The sequence below is a fragment of the Corynebacterium sp. Z-1 genome (genome assembly GCF_031844665.1).
Taxonomy (GTDB): domain Bacteria; phylum Actinomycetota; class Actinomycetes; order Mycobacteriales; family Mycobacteriaceae; genus Corynebacterium; species Corynebacterium sanguinis.
In genome coordinates this window covers 2058742-2077582 of sequence record NZ_CP134621.1, presented here as the reverse complement: position 1 = coordinate 2077582, position 18841 = coordinate 2058742, and the positions used below count along the sequence as shown (strand labels likewise).

Genomic DNA, 18841 nt, shown 5'->3' with positions numbered 1-18841 from the left:
GCGCAGGTTGCAGCGTTTCGGGTTGAGGGTGAAGGCCTGCGTTTAAGCTGGGATCATGTCGCGCTGGGTGTTGCATATCGATATGGATGCGTTTTACGCGTCCTGTGAACAGCTCACCCGCCCGACGCTCAAGGGTCGCCCGGTGCTGGTCGCCGGCGTGAGCGGTCGGGGAGTGGTCGCTGGCGCGAGCTACGAGGCGCGCAAGTACGGCGCGCGCTCGGCGATGCCGACCCACCGCGCGGCCCGGCTCGTCGGGCCAAAAGCCGTGCTTGTCGCCCCGCGCCGGGCGGTGTACACCACGGCGTCGCGTCGGGTGTTCGAGGTGATCGCGCGCCACGTGGACGTCGTCGAGCAGCTCTCCATCGACGAGGCTTTTATGGAACCCGCCGAGCTCGCGGACGCGAGCCCCGACGACATCCGTGAGTGGGCGAACCGGCTGCGCGCGGAGATTAAACAGGAGACGGGGCTACCGTCGTCGATAGGCGCGGGCTCCGGCAAGCAGTACGCCAAGATCGGCTCCGGGCTGGCGAAGCCGGATGGGGTGTTTGTCATCCCGCGCGAGGAGCAGCTGGAAATCCTGCACCCGCTGCCCGTCAACCAGCTCTGGGGCGTGGGGCCCGTGACCGAGGCGAAGCTCGCGTCGGTGGGGATCGAGACGATCGGCGACTTCGCGGCGCTCAGCTCGCGCGAGGTAGAGATCGCGCTCGGCGGTGCGGTGGCGAAGCAGCTGTGGGGCCTGGCGCGTGGCATCGACAACCGCGAGGTCGCGCCGCGCGCCGAGGCGAAGCAGATCTCCTCGGAACACACCTACCCGCAGGATTTGACCACCCCGCCACAGGTGGACGAGGCGCTCAAGCGCGCGGCGGCCGAGTCGCATCGCCGCTTGCTTCACGACGGCCGCGGGGCGCGCACCGTCAGCGTGAAGCTGCGCATGGCCGACTTTCGTATCGAGTCGCGCTCGGCCACGCTGCCGTACGCCACCGACGACGCCGAAACGCTTCTTGCCACCGCCTTCAAACTCGTGCGCTACCCCGAGGAAGTTGGGCCGATCCGGCTCGTCGGGGTCTCATACTCCGGGCTGGAGGACGCGCTGCAAGACGTGCTGTTCCCCGAGCTTGACCAGGTGATCTCCGCAGGCAGCGTCACCTCCGATGTCGAGGTCGGGGTCAGCGACTACGCGGAGCCGGTGCACGCCACGGTGACGGATGCCCCCTTAGGCTGGCGCGCCACGCAAGACGTCTACCACCCCGAGTACGGCCACGGCTGGATCCAGGGCACCGGGCACGGGTGGGTCACCGTGCGTTTCGAGACCAGGGCGACGGGCCCGGGCCGTGCGGTGAGCCTGCGTGTCGACGACCCCCTCCTCACGCCCGCCGACCCCATCGACTCCCTGGCCTGGGACGAGTGGCTGGGGCAGGAAGGCGGCTAGTCCAGCAGCGCCCGCGGGTCGGTGCCCGTGGCCAGCGCCGTGAGCAGTGCCATGCGCGCCTGGCCTGCGCGCAGCCAGCCGGCAGAGAGCACCCCGTGCTGCGCGAGTGTCGCACCGCCGCCACCGCCGCCGTAGGCGAGGCTGACTTCGCCGGACGGCACGGAGGTGCTCATCACCACCGGAATGTCCGCCTCGGCGGCGCGCACCAGCGCGCGCCCCATCTCTTCGGAGACGTTGCCGGAGCCGAGCGCCTCGACGACGATGCCGTCGACGCCGCTGTCGATGGTGAAGTCGACGAGCTCGGGGCCCGCGCCGGGCCACGCCCGCAGGATAGGCACGTTGAACCTGGCCAGGGGAGCGGGGTCGACGGCGGCGGGGCGCGGCAGCGTCATCGGGGCGGTGAGCGCGAAGGCGCGCCGGTTATCGGTGTCGTGCTTGTACAGACCGCGGGCGGCGAGGCTGTCGCCGCCGAAATGCACGGTCACGCCGCGACCGCGGGCCAGGGGGTCGGCGGCCATCTCGATGGCGCGACGCAGGTTGGCGGGCCCGTCGGCGTGCGGGTGGTCGGCGGGCAGCTGCGCGCCGGTGAGGATCACGGGCCGCGGGTCGCGCTGGACCAGGTCGAGCGCGAGCGCCGTTTCCGCCATGGAGTCGGTGCCATGGGTGATCACGATGCCGGTGATGAGCGCGTCGTCAAGCGCAAGGCTCACGAGCGCAATGAGCGTATCGACGTCCCCGAGCCCCATAGAAGAGGAGTCAAGGAGCACCGAGTCGTAGACACGGGTGGGTTCCGATGTGTCGCAGGAGGTGACGAGTTCTTCGGCGGAGAGCGTGGGCACGCGCGCGCCCGAGGAATCGGTGGTGCAAGCGATTGTGCCGCCGGTTGCGATGACGAGGACGAAGGGCTCGCCGGGCTGGGGAAGAGTCATGTTTACCAGAGTGTCGGTTGGGGTTTGTTGTTATTAAACGGTAACCTCGGCAAGGTTACACCCGTATGAAGGAGACGTGAGACAAAGTGAACGCAAGGAAACTCACCGCCGCTGTCGCAGCTTTCGGCGCGGCCCTGAGCTTGGCAGCATGCTCAACCGACGGGGAAACCGCCCCCACCACCACCCAGGCCACCACGGCATCCGCGCCGGGATCCGCCGAAGCAGCTCCGGCGGCCCAGCTTCCCACCGCCGCTGAACTCAACGGCGTGCTCATGCGAGCAACCGACCCCAACCTGCCGATGGAAGAGCGCGTCAACACGGTGCAGGGTGGCCAGACCGCGCCCGAACTGTTCGATGTCATGGCCCAGTCGCAGCAGGAATCCGGCGCCAACTTCCAGGTCGTCGACCCCGTCCTGCCTGGCTACGAGCCGAACACCGTGCTCGCGAGCGTGAGCTTTACCCAGCCGAACCAGGCCACCGAGCTTGCCGACAACGTCGAGTTCGTCTTCGAGGACGGCAACTGGAAGCTCTCCCAGACCTGGGCCTGCACGCTGGTGACCCACACCTTGCCGCCGGAGCAGATCCCGGCGATGTGCCAGGCGGCACCGGCGCAGGCGCCTGCTGAGGCTCCGGCTGAAGCGCCTGCTCCTGCTGAAGCGCCTGCTCCTGCGGAGGCACCGGCGCTGTAGAGCGCATGTGAGTGACAAATGTTGCACAACCCTTAGATTCGACCTGGGGAAATGACAAATGCTGCAGTGGGGCTGCAACTTTTGTCACTACCTCGCGTCTAGGGCGAGGCCCGCGCGCCCTCGAGTGACAAATGTTGCACGGCCCCTAAAAGCGACCTGGGGAAATGACAAATGCTGCAGTGGGGGCGCAACTTTTGTCACCAACCACCCAAGAAACTAACGCCACACCTCATCCGTCCACATCGTGGACAGCGTCAACACCCGAGCGCGCGAGTCCCCCTTACTAATGCGCTCGCGCCACCGCCTGCGCAGCCACCGATCGTGGCTGGTGATAATCACTGTGCCCTCAAAATCGGCGAGCGCGACCTCGAGCTCTTCTGCGAGAACCAGGGAGAGGTGGTTGGTGGGCTCGTCTAACAGCAGCAAGTCTGGAGGAGAGGCGAGGATGACCCCGAGGGAGACGCGGCGGCGCTGGCCCAACGAAAGGTCCTCGAGCGGTGTCGCCGCCTGCTCCTCGTTCATCAGCCCGAGGCTGACTAGAGATGGCGTGCCGTCGGGCACGAGGGAATCGAAAACGTCCTCCGCGCTGCGGGTCAGGTCGGGCCAAGAGTCGTCCTGCTCGAGCCGCGCAATTGTCATCTCCTCGGGCATGATGAGTTCACCGTCGTAACCGGGCAGGGTGCCGTCGAGGATCTTCAGCAGCGTGGATTTACCGGACCCGTTCGGTCCCTCCACCAGCAGTTGGTCGCCGGGCTGCACCTTCACATCCAGGGGTGCGAGGCGGTCGGCGACACTGAGTTGCTTGGCCACCACCGCCGGCAGACCCAGGCTGGTCAGGGTGTGGGGCGGCAGGCCACGAAACTCAAGCCGCGCTGGGGGCGCGGGGATCTCGGAACGCTCAAGGGCCTCGAGCCTGTTTTCGGCGGAACGACGCCTGTTGCCGACCGTTTTGGCCGCGCGGTCGGCGTAGAACTTAGCCGCGATCCGCGACTCCGTTTTGTTCTCGTGGGAATGAAAGACATCATCCGCACTCTGCTGGGCCGCGGCCGCCAGCCTCGTCCTTTCCTGCTCCTGGGCGGCGTAGTCGCTGGCCCAGCGCACGCGGCGGGCGTGGCGCGCCGCCAGGTAGTCGGTGAAGGACCCGGAAAAGCGCGCGCCTTGGCGCGTGCTTTCGCCGAAGCCACCCTCTGGACCGAGCGAGGGGTCGAGGTCGACGAGCCCGTCGCAGGCGGCATCAAGAAAGAAGCGGTCGTGCGAGGCGGCGAGCACGGGGCCGTCAAACGCGCGCAGCTCGTTGATGAGAAAGTCCACGGCCTCGTCGTCGAGGTGGTTGGTTGGCTCGTCAAGCACCATCGCGTCGACGGGGCGCAGTAGCAGCGTCGCCAGGGCGAAGCGGCGACGCTGGCCACCAGACATCTCACCCAGCGGGGTCGTCAACGAAACGTTGGCAAGGCCCAGACCAGCCAATATGGTCGCGATGCGCGCATCGAGTTCCCACACCCCGGAGTTCTCGGCGCGGGCGAGGGCGCGGTCGAACGAGGCGGCGAGTGAATCGTTGTCCGGCTCGCTGGCCATGCGCTCGGCGAACTCCGTGATGTCGCGTTCGATGAGGCGCAGTTCGTTGACGGCGGCGTCGATAAGCGATGAAGCTGGCTCGGTAAACGGCAGGGAGGTTTCCTGGGCGATGAACCCTGTCAGCGGCGGGGTGACCAGCGTGCCTGCGTCGGGGTGAAGCTTGCCCGAGATCACGCCGAGGAGCGTCGATTTGCCCGCGCCGTTTTCCCCGATGAGCCCGGTGACCGAGCCGGAGGGCACAGCGAACGAGATGTCGGTGAGCACGCGGTGGCCGCCGGGGTAGGAAAAGGAGATGCCGTCCAGGCCGATGTGCAATGGCGCGACCATGTTAACCCCCGTACTCGACGGCGCTGGTGATGTCCTGGACAACGCGCGTCTCGGCCTGGGGGCCGGCGTACACGACGCGGGTGGTGGCCTTGACGGCGCCCGCCACGGGCAGAGGTCGGCGAAGGTCGACCGTGATTTCGCCTTCGGAGGTGGTCGACGCCGCGTCGACGGTCAGGGTCGCGCCGTTGAGCTCACCGGCGACCTCGTTGTCGATGGTGACCTCCTGCTGCGTGGGGCGCTCGTCCACAGTCACGTCCAAGGTGACGGTGTCGCCGTCAAGAGCGGTGACGGTGTAGGTTGTGGTGCGCCGCATGCTGGCGTCGCCCGTGATGCGGTTGGTCACCGTCCACGACCCGCCCACACCGACGGGCTCGGCGGGGAAGACCACGTTGGTCGAGGCCAGGGTGAGCAGGGAAGACTCAACGATCTGCCGGCCGGTCGACGAAGATTCCGGCGGGGCCAAGAGCTTGAGCGTATCGACGCGCCCCGCGGCGTCCGCACGCCAGCTCATGAGAAACCCTTCCGCGGTGGCGACCTCCTGGCCGAAGGCGAGGTCGGAGTGCGAGCCGGACCCGACAGTGAAGTCGATGCGCCGCGCCGCGTCGTTCTCACCGCTGCCTGGCGCCGGGGCGGGCTGCGCGGTCACGCTCAGCGGCAGCGTCACGCGGTTGACGTCGCCGCCCGCCGGGGCCTGCTGCTCCACAGCACTGGTGGCCTGCACGGATTGGTCGATCCCGCCGGAGACGCGCACCTCGGTCTCCCACGGTTCGGTGTCGCCCGTGTCGCCCGTGTCGTCGAACCGCAGCGGGCGCGGGTCGGCGCCGGCCTCGACGAGGGTGACGCTGGGGGCATCCGGGGCGAAAGCGGGCACGTCAGCGACGGGATCGGGCTCGCTTCGGCTGCAGCCCGTCAGCACCACGGTGCTGGCGAGTATCCCGGTGAGGGCCCCTGCGAGGAGTCGACGCTTTACTATCACCCTTTGAACTTACCGCACCGTGCACGGCTAAAGTTGTCAGGCGATGGAGGACAACGTGAACGTGCAAAGTGGCCCCCGCGCGCGGTGGACCTGGTACATCGTGGGCATCATGCTGGCGATCGCCTCGATCGACCAGGTGGTCAAGCAGCTCATGCTGAGCATGCTGACCCCGGGCGAGCCCGTGCCCGTGATCGGCGACTGGTTCCGTTTGTACCTGCTGTTTAACCCCGGCGCGGCGTTTTCGATGGGGCAGGATTCAACCTGGCTGTTCACCACGATCCAGTTGGCGTTCGTGGTGGGCGCGTTGATTGCCGCGCCGCGCATCAAGGACCGCTGGGAAGCCCTGGGGTTGGCCATGATCGCGGGCGGCGCCCTGGGCAACCTCATCGACCGCCTGCTGCGCGAGCCCGGCTTCTGGTTCGGCCACGTTGTGGACTACATCTCGGTGGGCGGCTTCGCGGTGTTCAACATCGCGGACGCTTCGATCACCGTGGGTGTGATCGTGTTCGTCCTGGCGGTGTTCGCCGCCGAGAGGAAGAACGCGCATGGGCGGTGAGTTCCGCGCCCTACCCGTGCCGGAGGGGCTCGATGGGATGCGGGTGGACCAGGCGGTGTCGAAGCTGTTTGGGCTCTCGCGCAGCGTCGCCGCCGAGCTCGTCGCCGAGGGCAGCGTGCTTATCGACGCCTCCCGGGTCGCCAAGTCAGACCGCGTGCGCGCCGGCGCACTGCTCGAAGTCACGCTGCCCGAGCCGAAGAAGCCCCCGGCGCCGAAGGCCGAGCTCGTCGACGGGCTGAGCATCATCTACAGCGACGACGACGTGATCGCGGTGGACAAACCGGTCGGCGTCGCCGCGCACCCCACGCTGGGCTGGGAGGGCCCCACCGTCGTCGGCGGTCTCACGGCGATGGGCTTTCCGCTTCCCGACGCCGGCCCGCCCGAGCGCAAGGGAATCGTCCAACGCCTCGACGTGGGCACCTCCGGGGTCATGGTGGTGGCCAACAGCGTGCAGGGCTACTCGGTGCTCAAGCGCGCGTTTAAGGAGCGCACGGTGTCGAAGACCTACCACGCCGTGGTCCAGGGCCTGCCTGACCCGATCGTGGGCACCATCGACGCCCCAATCGGGCGCCACCCCTCCTCCGGGTGGAAGTTCGCCGTGACCTCGGACGGGCGCCACGCGGTCACGCACTACGAGCTCGTCGAGGCGTTTCGCGAGGCGAGCCTGCTGGAGATCAGCTTAGAAACCGGCCGCACTCACCAGATCCGCGTGCACATGTCCGCCGTGGGCCACCCGTGCGTTGGCGACCCGATGTACGGCTCGGATCCAAACCTGGCCAAGCGCGTCGGGCTGATCCGCCAGTGGCTGCACGCCACCAAGCTCGGGTTCATCCACCCCCGCACCGGCGACTTCATGGAGGTTGAATCCCCGTACCCGGCCGATCTCGCCCACGCGCTCGAGGTGCTGCGCGCGTGAGACGCATCGCAATAGTTGCCCTGCTGGTCGTTGCGCTAGTGGCGGGGCTGTGGGCGCTGGGGGTTGCGGCGCAGCCCGCGCCGACGTACCAGGGCGACCAGCTGGGCATGGAGCAGAGGGAGTCGCCTCAGGAGTATGTGGCGCGGGCGCGGGCGTCGATAAGCGAGGGCGAGGAGGCTGTGTGGGCGCTTGTGTCCTTCCAAGGCGAGCTCAGCCCCGCCGAGGCGGCGGACGTGGTGGAGCCTGTGCGACGCGTCAGCGCGGTGGTGTTTCCAGGTGCGCCCCCGCGCCCAATACCGGAGCCCGTGGCGGGGCGCAGCCGCGCTGAGGTGTTTACCCACGAGGCCGACCGGGCGCGCGCCGTGGGGTTCGACGTGGCCGACTCCCCGCAGTCGGTGTTGGTTAAGGATGCGCCCGCGGTGCTGCGCGACATCGCCGCGGACAGCCGCGTTTTCGCTGTGGAAGCTCTGCCGCCGGACGCGCGCGTCGGCACGTTCGGGATTTCACCCGTGCGACCTCACAGTTTCGACGCAGCGCCTTCATCTAACGTTTCACCAATGTCTACTTAACGCCCGGGAAGCATGTCGCGCTGGCGTGTATAGTTTTTCGAGTTAGAGTTCACACGCCCTGTGAGGAGCAGCTTTGGTTTCCGTCCCCGGAATCGACACATCCCGTGACCGCACGACCGCGCGGCCCGGTCGGAAGCGGGGCCTCGGGAGGGCAAAAGCAGCGACCGCACTTGCGGTCGCCTCATTGCTTTTCGCCACGGCGTGCGGTGCTGGTGGGGATGAGAAGAAGAAAAACGGCTTGGCCGCCGGTGACTACACCGTCGTGCGCGAAGACGACGTCACCAACAGCATCGTTGTCAACGGCAACATCTCACCAGCCCGCACGATGAACTTGACCACCCCGCTGCAAACAGAGGTGGAAAACGTTGCTGTGGCCGCCGGCGACCGCGTAGCCGTGGACCAGTTCCTGCTGGACATGAACTCCACCGCCGCGGAAGCCCAGCTTGCTCAGCAACAGCAGCAGCAGGCCAACGCGCAGGCGGATGCGGTACAGGCGGCGGAAGCGGCCCAGGCGCAGCTCAACGCCGTGCGGGACCAGATCAACCGCGGGACCTACCCCGCGATCGCCCAGGCGCAATCCGCCGTGAACCAGGCCCAGGCGGCTTACGACGCAGCCGTCGCTGGCCAGGGCGCTGTCGCCATGGACGCCTCGGTCAACCAGATCAAGCGCTTTATCGGCGACATCAGCTCCGGTGGCGCGCCGCACCCCGCGCCGCAGCCGGTTCCAGTCCCGGTGCCGGTGCATGCTCCTTCCCCTGAACAGCAGCAGTTGATCCAGCAGCGCATCGTTGAGCAGGAGCAGGCCGCCCAGGCCCAGCAGCAGGTGGCAACCCAGCTCAGCGTGGCCCAGGCCGAAGCCGCACTGCGCGAGGCCTACGCCCAGCTTGACGTCGCGCGCACCCAGGCCGCCCAGGAGCGCGATCAGCTCAAGCGTCAGGCCGAATCGGCGTGGCGTCAGGCCGAAATGGCGAGCAATGCAACCGGTGACGGTGCCCTGGAATACCAGGTGCAGTCCGCAACTGTTTACGCCCCGATGGGCGGTCTGGTCACCAGCGTTGACGTCAAAGAAGGCGACGTGCCCCAGGGCAAGCTGCTGACCATCGTCGATGATGCGCGGCTGCTGATCCGCACCCAGGTGCGAGAGGTGGATATGCCCAACATCAAGACCGGTAACCGCGTCACGTTCACGAGCACCGCGACGGGTCCCAAGGAATTCGCGGGCCGGGTGTCATGGATTTCGCCCGTTGGCGCGCCGGGAGAGGGCGACCAGCAGGCCAACGCCTCTGTGATGTTCCCCGTTGACATCGAGGTCACGGGTGATAAGGTTGGGCTGCTGCTCGGCGGCAGCACGCGAGCGGAAATCATCACGGAAGAAACCCCAGACTCGCTGTCCGTGCCCCTCGACGCGGTCTACGACGACGCCGGGACGAATAAGGTCCTCGTGCTGAGCACTGACGAGGGCGACAAGCGCGGCACCGTCGAAGAGCGCACGGTGGAAACCGGCACGGCCAACGAGGTCGACGTCGCCGTGACCGGCGGCGACCTGAAGCAGGGTGACATCGTGATCAACTGGCCCGACCAGTACCGCGACAAGCTCGGCGACACCGTCGCCGTGGCCGACCCGAACTTCAATCCCGACGAGGTCGCCCAGGCCCGAGCCAGCTCCGCGCCCGCTCCCACCACGAGCGCCCAGAACAAGGGGTAGGCCCGTGAGCGAACCTACCTCCATGGCCGAATCCGGCCTGTTGATTGACATGCGCCGCATTGTCAAAACCTACAACCCCGACGAGCCCAGCGAGGTCAAGGTCCTCCACGGAATCGACTTCTACACCGAGCAAAGCGAGTTCGTCTCTATCGTCGGGCCCTCGGGCTGTGGCAAATCGACATTGATGAACCTGATCGGCATGCTCGACCGCCCCACAGAGGGCGCCTACGCGTTCAACGGCGAGCCCGTCTACGCCAAGCAGGACCAGGAGTTGGCGTCTTACCGCAGCCAGAACATCGGCTTCATCTTCCAGAACTTCAACTTGATCGGGCGCATTGACGCGCTACAGAATGTTGCGATGCCCATGATGTACGCGGGCGTCGATAAGCGAGAGCGCGAAGAAATCGCCGCCGAGCTGCTCAAGAAGATGGGGATGGGCGACCGGCTCAAGCACCTGCCAAACGAGCTTTCGGGCGGTCAGAAGCAGCGCGTCGCCATCGCGCGCAGCCTCGCCAACGACCCAGACCTGCTGCTTGCCGACGAACCAACCGGCGCCCTGGATTCCTCGACCGGGCGCATGGTCATGGACCTGTTCCACGAGCTTCACCAGGAGCTGGGCAAAGCGATCGTGTTCATCACCCACAACCCCGACCTCGCCGAGGAGACGGAGCGAATCGTGGAGATGAAGGACGGCAACATCTCGAATATCCGCCGCCCCAAGGCAGGGGTTGTGCGATGAACCTGCGCGAATCCCTCAGCCTGGCGGCGTCCAGCCTGAACAACAACAAGTTGCGCTCGCTTCTGACGCTTTTGGGCATCATCATCGGCATCATGGCGGTGATCATCATCATGACGCTTGGCGCCGGCCTGCAGAAGCAGGTTATGTCATCGCTCGAGGGCGTCGGCGCGACCAATCACATGGTGTTGGTGCACGAACGGTCCGAGGAAACTGACCCGAACGCGGCTGTCGCCGGGCCGAGCTCAGCACCGCCGAGGGACGACCAGGACAAGATTTCGTTCGAGGAGCTCGAGCAGATGCGCGCCCATTTCGGCCCCCGCATCCAGGGCGTTGACGTGGTTAGCTCGGTGTCCAACTCGGGCCAGGTCACGCGCGAGCAAACCGACACAGCCATCACCGTTTACCCCTCGCTGGCGGACACGCTGACCATGCGCAACAAGAATGTGCAGTTCGGCCGGGCGCTCAACGCCGACGACATCGCCCAGGGCCGGCCGGTGACCGTGGTGTCGAAGCCGCTTATCGACGCCCTTTTCAACGGCGACCCCCAGTCGGCCCTCGGCGAGCGCATTGACGTTGCCGTCGGCAGCCATACGGCCGTCTTCACTGTCGTGGGCGTGTTGGAAGACGAGGGCAACGCCGGGATGTCCTCCGGTGGGACCACTACGGCCGAGACGTACATCCCGATTGGTGCGGCGGAGCGGGTGGGCGCGCCAGTAACGGCTATTACGGGGTTCTCTGTGCAGTCGAGCGCGGGCGAAGACACGGCGGCGTTCCAATCGGAGCTGCAGCGCTACGTCAACCGCTGGTACGAGCGCAACCCGAACTATGAGATAACGGTGGTTGATCTGTCCAAGGGCCTCGAAGAGCTGACCAACGTGTTTGGGATCATCTCGACGGTGCTGTCTTCGATCGGCGGCATCTCCCTGGTCGTCGGCGGCATCGGCGTGATGAACATCATGTTGATCACCGTCACGGAGCGCACCCGCGAGATTGGCGTGCGCAAGGCGCTCGGCGCGACGCAACGCGACATCCGCACACAGTTCATCGTCGAGGCGATTTTGGTCTGCCTCGTCGGCGGCGTCATCGGCATCGTGCTGGGCTCCGCGACCGGCATGATAGCCACCTCGGCGTTTAACGCGTTTGTCTGGCCACCCATCGGCGCCGTGCTGATGTCTCTGGCATTCTCCCTGGCCACGGGCGTGTTTTTCGGTGCCTACCCGGCGTCGAAGGCCGCCAAGATGCAGCCTATCGACGCCCTGCGCTACGAGTAGAACCGTCCGGGTTACACCCCTGTGATTTGGGTGGTTTTGCTGTGTCGGCGTGCGGGTTAGGATAGCCGCATGGCTAAAAACTCCTCGTTCGTCCACCTGCATAACCACACAGAATTTTCCATGTTGGACGGCATGGCAAAGGTGGACCTGCTCGCGGACGAGGTAATCCGCCAGGGCATGCCCGCGGTGGGGATGACCGACCACGGCAACATGTTCGGCTCCAACGCGTTTTACCGCCGCATGGTCGAGTCGGGCGTCAAACCGATCATCGGCATCGAGGCCTACATGGCGCCTGAGTCGCGCTTTAACAAAAAGCGCGTGCTGTGGGGAACCCCGGACCAAAAGCGTGACGACGTCTCCGCGTCCGGCGCGTACCTCCACCAGACCATGTTGGCGGAGAACGCCACGGGCCTGCGCAACCTGTTCAAGCTGTCCACGCTCGCGTCCTACGAGGGGCAGCTGGGCAAGTGGCCGCGCATGGATGCGGAGCTGATCGCCGAGCACGCCGACGGCATCATCGCCACGACCGGGTGCCCCTCGGGTGATGTGCAGACGCGCCTGCGCCTCGGCCAGTTCGACGCGGCCCTGGAGGCCGCCGCGATGTGGCAGGACATCTACGGCAAAGACAACTACTTCCTCGAGCTGATGGACCACGGCCTGCACATCGAGCGCAGGGTGCGCGATGACTTGCTCAAAATCGGTGAGATCCTCGAGCTGCCGCCGCTGGTGACCAACGACTGCCACTACGTGCTCGAGTCGCAGGCCCCGGCGCACGAGGCGATGCTGTGCGTCCAGACTGGCAAGACCATGATGGACCAGGACCGCTTCAAGTTCGACGGCACCGGTTACTACATCAAGTCCGCGGCGCAGATGCGCGAGCTCTGGGACTCGACCGTGCCCGACGGCTGCGACAACACGCTGTGGATCGCCGAGCGCGTCGGCGACTACTCCGAGCTGTGGCAGGAGCACCCGCACGACCGCATGCCGGTAGCGGACGTGCCCGAGGGCGAGACCCCGACGTCGTGGCTGCGCAAGGAGGTCATGCGCGGGCTGGAGGAACGCTTCCCGGGCCAAGAGGTCCCGCAGGAGTACATCGACCGCGCGAATTACGAGGTCGACGTGATCGACATGAAGGGCTACCCCTCGTACTTCCTTATCGTCGCGGAGATCATCAAGCACGCCCGCGAAATCGGCATCCGCGTCGGCCCTGGCCGTGGCTCGGCCGCCGGCGCGCTGGTCGCGTACGCGCTGACGATTACCAACATCGATCCCATCGAACACGGGTTGCTGTTTGAGCGATTCCTGAACCCGGAGCGCCCGTCCGCGCCGGATATCGATATCGACTTCGACGACCGCCGCCGCGGGGAGATGATCACTTACGCGGCCGAGCGTTGGGGCGAGGACAAGATCGCGCAGGTGATCACCTTCGGCACCGTGAAGACGAAGCAGGCCATTAAGGACGCGGCCAAGGTGTGGTTTGGCCAGCCTGGTTTCCAGATGGCCGACCGCATCAACGGCGCGCTGCCGCCCGCGATTATGGCCAAGGACATTCCGCTGGTGGGGATCACGGACCCGGAGCACGAGCGCTACCCAGAGGCCGCGGAGGTCCGCTCGCTCATTGAGACGGATCCGGACGTGGCCAAGATCTACGAAACCGCCCGCGGCCTCGAGGGCGTGGTGCGCCAGGCAGGCGTGCACGCCTGCGCGGTGATCATGTCCCGGGTGCCGCTGATGGACCACATCCCGATGTGGAAGCGCCCGGCGGACGGCGCGCTGATCACCGGCTGGGATTACCCGGCGTGTGAGGCGATCGGCCTTCTGAAGATGGACTTCCTCGGCCTGCGTAACCTCACCGTCATCGGTGACGCGATGGCCAACATCGAGAAAAACCGGGGCGAGACGATCGACCTGGAAACCCTCGACATCGACGACCCTGCCGTCTACGAGTTGCTCTCGCGCGGCGACACCCTCGGCGTGTTCCAACTCGACTCCGTTGGCATGCAGGACCTGCTCAAGCGCATGAAGCCGACCGGGTTTAACGATATCGTCGCCTCCCTCGCGCTGTATCGCCCGGGCCCGATGGGCGTCAGGGCGCACGAGGCGTACGCGGACCGAAAGAACGGCCGCAAGCCGATTACGCCGATTCACCCGGAGCTCGAGGAGCCGCTGAGGGAGATCCTCGACGAGACCTACGGCCTGATCGTCTACCAGGAGCAGATCATGAGGATCTCGCAGAAGGTGGCGAACTACACCGCCGGTGAAGCAGACGGCTTCCGCAAGGCCATGGGTAAGAAGAAGCCCGAGGTGCTGGCCAAGGAGTACACGAAGTTCTCCGAGGGCATGTTCTCCAACGGGTTCTCTAAGGACGCCGTCGACGCGCTGTGGGGCACGATTGAGCCGTTCGCCTCGTATGCGTTTAACAAGTCCCACGCCGCCGGTTACGCGCTGGTGTCCTACTGGACGGCCTACCTCAAGGCCAACTACACCGCCGAGTACATGGCCGCGCTATTGACCTCTGTCGGCGATAAGAAGGACAAGTCGGCGATCTACCTCGCGGATTGCCGCCACCTCGGGATTAGCGTGCTGCAGCCGGACATTAACGAGTCCGAAGAGAACTTCGTGGCTGTGGGCAGCGACATCCGCTACGGCCTCGCCGCGGTGCGCAACGTGGGCGTGGAAGTGGTGGAGTCGATCAAGGAAACCCGCCGCACGAAGGGGGCGTTTTCGAGCTTCTCCGACTACCTGGACAAGATCGAGCTGCTCGCCTGTAACAAGCGCATCACGGAGTCCCTGATCAAGGCGGGTGCGTTCGACTCGCTGGGCCACCCGCGCAAGGGGCTGATGCTCGTGCAGGAGGACGCGGTTGATTCGGTGCTGACCACCAAGAGGGCCGCGGACAAGGGCCAGTTCGACCTGTTCGCCAGCTTCGCGGGCGAGGGCGGCGCGGAGCAGGCCGTGTTCACCATCGACGTGCCTGACGACGAGTGGGACCGGAAGCACACCCTGGCGCTCGAGCGGGAGATGCTCGGGCTCTACGTCTCGGGCCACCCGCTCGACGGTTACGAGGAGGCCATCGATGCGCAGACGGACACGCAGCTCACGGACATTTTGTCGGGCGAGCTGCGCAACGGCGCCGAAATCACCATCGGTGGTCTAATCTCGAGCGTCGACCGCAGGTTCTCTAAGAAGGACGGCTCGCCCTGGGCGATTGTCACCATCGAGGATCACCACGGCGCCCAGGTCGATGTGCTGTTGTTCAACAAGGTCTACTCGTTGGTTGCCCCGCAGATCGTCGAAGACAACATTGTCCTAGTCAAGGCGCACGTGACCATCCGCGACGAGCGGATGAGCCTGTTTGGCGACGACGTCAAGGTGCCTGAGCTTGGCCCGGGCAACGGCGCCGGCCTACCGCTGCGCCTGACCATGCGCACGGAGCAGTGCACCCTGGATAACATCCGCAAGCTCAAGCACGTCCTGTCGACCAACCCGGGCGATTCCGACGTCTACCTCAACCTCGTCCACGGCGACCAGTCGCAGCTGATGGTTCTCGGCGACCACTTGCGCGTGGAGCGCTCGGCCAGCCTGATGGGCGACCTCAAGGCCAACCTCGGCGCGGGGATTGTGGGTTAGCTGCTTATCGACGCCCTCACTCGCGCCCCGGAAGCCTCCGCGCTGACGCCGCCTAGCCCAGCGGGTTGGGCAGGATTCCCGCCATCACGGCGCCGATGAGAGCCGTGATCGCACCGAGCAGTGCGGCGAGGATGCCAGCGACCAGGCCGAACGAGCTCAACGAGCTCGACGAATCGGGCGAGGTTTCACCCGCGGCGGGCGGGGCGATGAGCGAATCCACCTGGTAGACGGTGGTGGTGCCGGAGACTTCGTTGCCCACCGCGAGCAGGTTCTTGCCGTTGGGGGAGTCGCTCGCCGGGATGAAGGTCAGCCCCTCCGGGCCGAGGTCGCCGGCGTTGGTCGCGAAGTCGCGGTTGTTGAGGTAGGTCTGGTACTTCGCGTTGTAGGGATCGGTGATGTCGTAGACCATGACACCGCCGACGCGCTCGAAGCCGATGAAGGCGTAGGTGCGGCCGTCGATCGTGCCCAGGGTGACGCCCTCGGGCTCGGGGCCCTTATCATCGGAACGTGCGTCGAACTCGGCCTTCGTGTGGTTCGAGTTGAAGTAGTCGGGGAGCACTCGCGCGGTGATGCGCTCAAAGTCCTCGCCGGAATCGAACACGGGGGTGCCGTCGGCGGAGAAGATGGAGAAGCTGCGGCCACCAAAAGCGTAGAGCTCGTCGTAGCAGCCGCTCTCGTCGTTGAGGCCAAAGGTGGTGCTCATGTTGAGGCGTCCGGCGCCGGCATCGGAGCGCATCGCGGCAACCTCTTCAGGCGACAGGCCGCCGATGTTGTCGCAGACCGGGGCAATGCCCTTTTTGCCGAAGTCCTTCAGGCGCACCTCCTCAGAGTAGGCGTCCCAGTCGCGGGCGTCGCCCTCGTTCGCGGTGACGATGTAGGTCTGGCCGTTCGCCGGGTACGACGCGACGGCGTCCGGCTGGAGGATGCCCTCGATCGGCCAGTTTTTTTAAGGTTGATGCCGCCGTCTTTGTCGCTGGCGTCGAAGGCGACGGTTGCGCGGTCCTGGTAGCCGAGGGGGAAAATGCGATCCACGCTGGCGGATGCGATGTCGACGACCCCGATGGCGTTGTTCTCCTGTAGCGAGACGCACGCCTTGCCGCCGGAGACGGTGATGTACTCGGGCTCGAGAATCTGCGCGACGGTGGTAGATGCGCCAACCTGCCCGAACACGTGAACCCCCTCCGGCAGCGCGTCGGGGGCGTTGAAGGCGGTGAAGTCCGCCGTGCGCACGTCCGTCTGGGCGGATGCCTCAACGCCGCTGCGTAGCGCGGCAACGGAGACGGAGCCCTCGGGGTCCACGGAGTAGTCTGCGGCCGGCTCGCCCTCGTTGGCAACCAGGGCGTGGGCGCCATCGAGGGTGATGGTGATCATGTCGGGCAGCGCGCCGACGGTGACGCGGCCGAGTGGCTCAGAAGCAAGCTCGCTTGCACCCGCGTTGAAGAAGATCAGTTCCCCGGCATCGGTCTTTGTGGAGGGCTCCACGGTGGCGACCGCGAGGCCGTCGGCACGCACGGCGACGGAGTTGATCGTGGTGCCCTCGCCGCCCGAGACGGAGCCGATCTTGGTCGGGTTGGTCGGGTCGCTGATGTCGAGGACGTCGATGACGCCCGCGTGGGCGTTTACTGTGAGCAGGCGCTTCGACGCGGCGTGTTAGGCGACGATCTCCGCGGTGGACTCATCGAACACCCCGGCGTTGTAGGAGCCGATGGGTTTCAACGCGACGGTGGCGTCGGCTGCGCCGTCCTGAATCGGGGAGGCGATGACCGCCGCGTGGGCGGGGGGTAGCCAGGGCGAAAGCGGAGGCGAGTGCGGTCGCAGCAGCACCGAGTACTGCGGGGCGGGGGCTGCTCACAGAAAGGGCACCTTTCACGAAGATGGGATATAACTGACAGGTTATTTTTAACGGGGCCGGGTGGCCCACAGGTGGAATTGGGGCAGGTTTGCGTGACGGTCTAATTAACGGCGGGTGAACGCACTTACTTGGGTGGCTCACACCGTCGGGTGAGAACCCATGGGGATAAACTGGCTGTCCATGAGTGAGACAACGAACTTCCAGCCCGTGCACGCAGCCGACATCCAGGCGGCGCAGGCGAGGATTTCGTCCGTCATCGAGCCCACCCCGTTGCAGTACTGCCCCCGCTTGTCGCAGCAGTACGGGGTGGAGGTGTACCTCAAGCGCGAGGACCTGCAGGACGTGCGCTCGTACAAGATCCGCGGCGCCTACTACAACATCGCCAACCTCACGCCGGAGGAGAAGGCGGCGGGCGTCGTGGCGGCGTCGGCAGGCAACCATGCCCAAGGCGTGGCGTACGCCTGCCGTGCGATGGGCATTCGCGGCAAGATCTTCGTGCCCAAGCCGACGCCGAAGCAGAAGCGCGACCGCATCCTCGTCCATGGCGGCGACGCGATCGAGCTCGTCGTCGTGGGCAACAGCTTCGACGAGGCGGCTGAGGCTGCGCGTGCCGACGCGATCGCGCGCGGCGCAACCGTCGTCGAGCCTTTCGACGCCCGCGCCACCATGGTCGGGCAGGGGACCGTCGCCGCGGAGATCCTCAGCCAGCTCACCGGGCTCGGTCGCGAGCTCGGCAGCGTCGCTGTCCCCGTCGGCGGCGGCGGGCTGCTTGCTGGTGTGGCGTCCTACCTCGCCGACATGTCGCCTCTGACGTGGATCATTGCCGTGGAGCCGAAAGGGGCGGCATCGCTGCACGCGGCGCTCGCCCAGGGTGAGCCGGTGACGCTCGAGTCGATCGACCCCTTCGTCGACGGCGCGGCCGTGAAGCGCATCGGCGCGCTGCCGTTTCAGGTCATCGACGCCAACCTAAGCCGCATCCACATGGTCATTGCCGACGAGGGCGCCGTGTGCACCGAGATGCTCAGCCTGTACCAAAACGAGGGCATCATCGCCGAGCCGGCGGGTGCGCTGGCGGTCACGGGACTTAACGGCGTGAAGTTCGAGCCGGGCAGCACGGTGGTGTGCATCATCTCCGGGGGCAATAACGACGTGCTGCGCTACGCCGAGATCATGGAGCGCTCGCTGATCCACCGCGGTCTCAAGCACTACTTCCTGGTGAACTTCCCGCAGGAGCCGGGCCAGCTGCGCACCTTCCTCACCGATATCCTCGGACCTGACGACGACATCGTTTTGTTCGAGTACCTGAAAAAGAACAACCGCGAAACCGGCACCGCGCTCGTCGGCCTCGAGCTGACCCGTGCGCGGGATCTGGAGCCGCTCATGGAGCGCATGGACGCATCCCCGATCGACTGCCGCCGGCTGCAGCCCGGCACGCAGGAGTACGACTTCATCGTCTCCGGGTAAGAGCGGTTACCTAGCGCCGCCTCGCCCACTCGTGCAGGCGCTCGCGGCTGGCGATGAACAAGTAGCAGATGAGCGGGTGGACAAGCGCTACCAGCGCCAGCCCACCCTGCCAGTGCCCGATGACGCTGGGCACGTAGCTGGCGAAGAGCAGCGGGAACGAGCGGCTCTTAAAAATCCCTCGGGGCAAGCGCCGAGTACGTGGGAACGTGGCGCA

18 protein-coding genes are annotated in these 18841 nt (G+C 66.2%); 11 read left to right on the top strand and 7 right to left on the bottom strand.

What is annotated here, in order from left to right:
* Nucleotides 1-55: 55 nt before the first annotated feature.
* Nucleotides 56-1429 carry a DNA polymerase IV gene (locus RIU96_RS10120; RefSeq protein ID WP_311204942.1) on the top strand — a complete coding sequence of 458 codons (1374 nt, stop codon included), beginning with the start codon at nucleotides 56-58 and terminating at the stop codon, nucleotides 1427-1429.
* On the opposite strand, the gene RIU96_RS10115 is transcribed toward RIU96_RS10120, so the two are convergent.
* A complete protein-coding gene (locus tag RIU96_RS10115) occupies nucleotides 1426-2358 on the bottom strand; it encodes an asparaginase (RefSeq protein ID WP_259787366.1) in 933 nt (310 codons plus the stop codon). The genes RIU96_RS10120 and RIU96_RS10115 overlap by 4 nt on opposite strands.
* A gap of 86 nt (nucleotides 2359-2444) precedes the next feature.
* Between RIU96_RS10115 and RIU96_RS10110 the strand changes: the two genes are divergently transcribed.
* On the top strand, nucleotides 2445-3047 hold the full coding sequence (locus tag RIU96_RS10110) for a WKL family lipoprotein (RefSeq protein WP_136651519.1): 603 nt from the start codon (nucleotides 2445-2447) through the stop codon (nucleotides 3045-3047).
* A gap of 216 nt (nucleotides 3048-3263) precedes the next feature.
* Here the strand turns inward: RIU96_RS10110 and RIU96_RS10105 are convergent, their stop codons facing one another.
* Together RIU96_RS10105 and RIU96_RS10100 are read right to left on the bottom strand one after the other, a co-directional pair.
* Nucleotides 3264-4949 carry an ABC-F family ATP-binding cassette domain-containing protein gene (locus RIU96_RS10105; RefSeq protein ID WP_311204941.1) on the bottom strand — a complete coding sequence of 562 codons (1686 nt, stop codon included), beginning with the start codon at nucleotides 4947-4949 and terminating at the stop codon, nucleotides 3264-3266.
* 1 nt (nucleotide 4950) lies between these two features.
* Nucleotides 4951-5925 carry a DUF6263 family protein gene (locus RIU96_RS10100; protein WP_311204940.1) on the bottom strand — a complete coding sequence of 325 codons (975 nt, stop codon included), beginning with the start codon at nucleotides 5923-5925 and terminating at the stop codon, nucleotides 4951-4953.
* Between the two features lie 43 nt (nucleotides 5926-5968).
* Between RIU96_RS10100 and lspA the strand changes: the two genes are divergently transcribed.
* From lspA to dnaE, 7 genes are all read left to right on the top strand, one after another.
* Nucleotides 5969-6481 carry a signal peptidase II gene (gene lspA / locus RIU96_RS10095; RefSeq protein ID WP_136651522.1) on the top strand — a complete coding sequence of 171 codons (513 nt, stop codon included), beginning with the start codon at nucleotides 5969-5971 and terminating at the stop codon, nucleotides 6479-6481.
* A complete protein-coding gene (locus RIU96_RS10090; RefSeq protein ID WP_311204939.1) occupies nucleotides 6471-7397 on the top strand; it encodes an RluA family pseudouridine synthase in 927 nt (308 codons plus the stop codon). The genes lspA and RIU96_RS10090 overlap by 11 nt, the downstream gene beginning before the upstream one ends.
* Nucleotides 7394-7966, top strand: a complete 573-nt coding sequence (locus RIU96_RS10085; protein ID WP_311204938.1) for a hypothetical protein — start codon at nucleotides 7394-7396, stop codon at nucleotides 7964-7966. The genes RIU96_RS10090 and RIU96_RS10085 overlap by 4 nt, the downstream gene beginning before the upstream one ends.
* A gap of 184 nt (nucleotides 7967-8150) precedes the next feature.
* Nucleotides 8151-9671 (top strand): efflux RND transporter periplasmic adaptor subunit, encoded by a 1521-nt coding sequence (locus RIU96_RS10080; protein ID WP_311204937.1) that lies wholly within the window; start codon nucleotides 8151-8153, stop codon nucleotides 9669-9671.
* 22 nt (nucleotides 9672-9693) lie between these two features.
* Nucleotides 9694-10410, top strand: a complete 717-nt coding sequence (locus RIU96_RS10075) for an ABC transporter ATP-binding protein (protein ID WP_136651667.1) — start codon at nucleotides 9694-9696, stop codon at nucleotides 10408-10410.
* A complete protein-coding gene (locus RIU96_RS10070; protein ID WP_311204936.1) occupies nucleotides 10407-11681 on the top strand; it encodes an ABC transporter permease in 1275 nt (424 codons plus the stop codon). The genes RIU96_RS10075 and RIU96_RS10070 overlap by 4 nt, the downstream gene beginning before the upstream one ends.
* Before the next feature lie 69 nt (nucleotides 11682-11750).
* Nucleotides 11751-15311 (top strand): DNA polymerase III subunit alpha, encoded by a 3561-nt coding sequence (dnaE, locus tag RIU96_RS10065; RefSeq protein WP_311204935.1) that lies wholly within the window; start codon nucleotides 11751-11753, stop codon nucleotides 15309-15311.
* A 52-nt stretch (nucleotides 15312-15363) separates the two neighbouring features.
* Here dnaE and RIU96_RS10060 read toward each other — a convergent pair whose 3' ends face one another.
* Both RIU96_RS10060 and RIU96_RS10055 read right to left on the bottom strand, forming a co-directional pair.
* Nucleotides 15364-16236: a choice-of-anchor I family protein gene (locus RIU96_RS10060; protein WP_311205186.1), complete on the bottom strand. Its 873-nt coding sequence runs from the start codon at nucleotides 16234-16236 to the stop codon at nucleotides 15364-15366.
* Nucleotides 16122-16898, bottom strand: a complete 777-nt coding sequence (locus RIU96_RS10055) for a choice-of-anchor I domain-containing protein (protein ID WP_396136768.1) — start codon at nucleotides 16896-16898, stop codon at nucleotides 16122-16124. Before RIU96_RS10055 ends, RIU96_RS10060 begins: the two co-directional genes overlap by 115 nt.
* On the opposite strand from RIU96_RS10055, the gene RIU96_RS10050 reads away from it, so the two are divergent.
* Nucleotides 16843-16965, top strand: coding sequence for a hypothetical protein (locus tag RIU96_RS10050; RefSeq protein WP_259810765.1), 123 nt, complete (start codon nucleotides 16843-16845; stop codon nucleotides 16963-16965). The two genes, RIU96_RS10055 and RIU96_RS10050, sit on opposite strands and share 56 nt — an antisense overlap.
* Here the strand turns inward: RIU96_RS10050 and RIU96_RS10045 are convergent.
* The gene (locus tag RIU96_RS10045) at nucleotides 16962-17135 is read right to left on the bottom strand and encodes a hypothetical protein (protein ID WP_259810763.1); all 174 of its coding nucleotides are present in this window, start codon (nucleotides 17133-17135) and stop codon (nucleotides 16962-16964) included. The genes RIU96_RS10050 and RIU96_RS10045 overlap by 4 nt on opposite strands.
* A 208-nt stretch (nucleotides 17136-17343) precedes the next feature.
* On the opposite strand from RIU96_RS10045, the gene ilvA reads away from it, so the two are divergent.
* Entirely contained in the window at nucleotides 17344-18627 is a 1284-nt protein-coding gene (ilvA, locus tag RIU96_RS10040; protein ID WP_259810761.1) for a threonine ammonia-lyase IlvA, read from the top strand.
* 10 nt (nucleotides 18628-18637) lie between these two features.
* Here the strand turns inward: ilvA and RIU96_RS10035 are convergent, their stop codons facing one another.
* Nucleotides 18638-18814, bottom strand: a complete 177-nt coding sequence (locus RIU96_RS10035) for a hypothetical protein (RefSeq protein ID WP_259810759.1) — start codon at nucleotides 18812-18814, stop codon at nucleotides 18638-18640.
* Nucleotides 18815-18841: the final 27 nt, after the last annotated feature.

Coding starts and splice junctions, on each gene's coding strand:
- RIU96_RS10120 (WP_311204942.1), top strand. CDS start 56: ATGTCGCGCTGGGTGTTGCATATCGATATGGATGCGTTTTACGCGTCC.
- RIU96_RS10115 (WP_259787366.1), bottom strand. CDS start 2,358: ATGACTCTTCCCCAGCCCGGCGAGCCCTTCGTCCTCGTCATCGCAACC.
- RIU96_RS10105 (WP_311204941.1), bottom strand. CDS start 4,949: ATGGTCGCGCCATTGCACATCGGCCTGGACGGCATCTCCTTTTCCTAC.
- lspA (WP_136651522.1), top strand. CDS start 5,969: ATGGAGGACAACGTGAACGTGCAAAGTGGCCCCCGCGCGCGGTGGACC.
- RIU96_RS10090 (WP_311204939.1), top strand. CDS start 6,471: ATGGGCGGTGAGTTCCGCGCCCTACCCGTGCCGGAGGGGCTCGATGGG.
- RIU96_RS10075 (WP_136651667.1), top strand. CDS start 9,694: ATGGCCGAATCCGGCCTGTTGATTGACATGCGCCGCATTGTCAAAACC.
- RIU96_RS10070 (WP_311204936.1), top strand. CDS start 10,407: ATGAACCTGCGCGAATCCCTCAGCCTGGCGGCGTCCAGCCTGAACAAC.
- dnaE (WP_311204935.1), top strand. CDS start 11,751: ATGGCTAAAAACTCCTCGTTCGTCCACCTGCATAACCACACAGAATTT.
- ilvA (WP_259810761.1), top strand. CDS start 17,344: ATGAGTGAGACAACGAACTTCCAGCCCGTGCACGCAGCCGACATCCAG.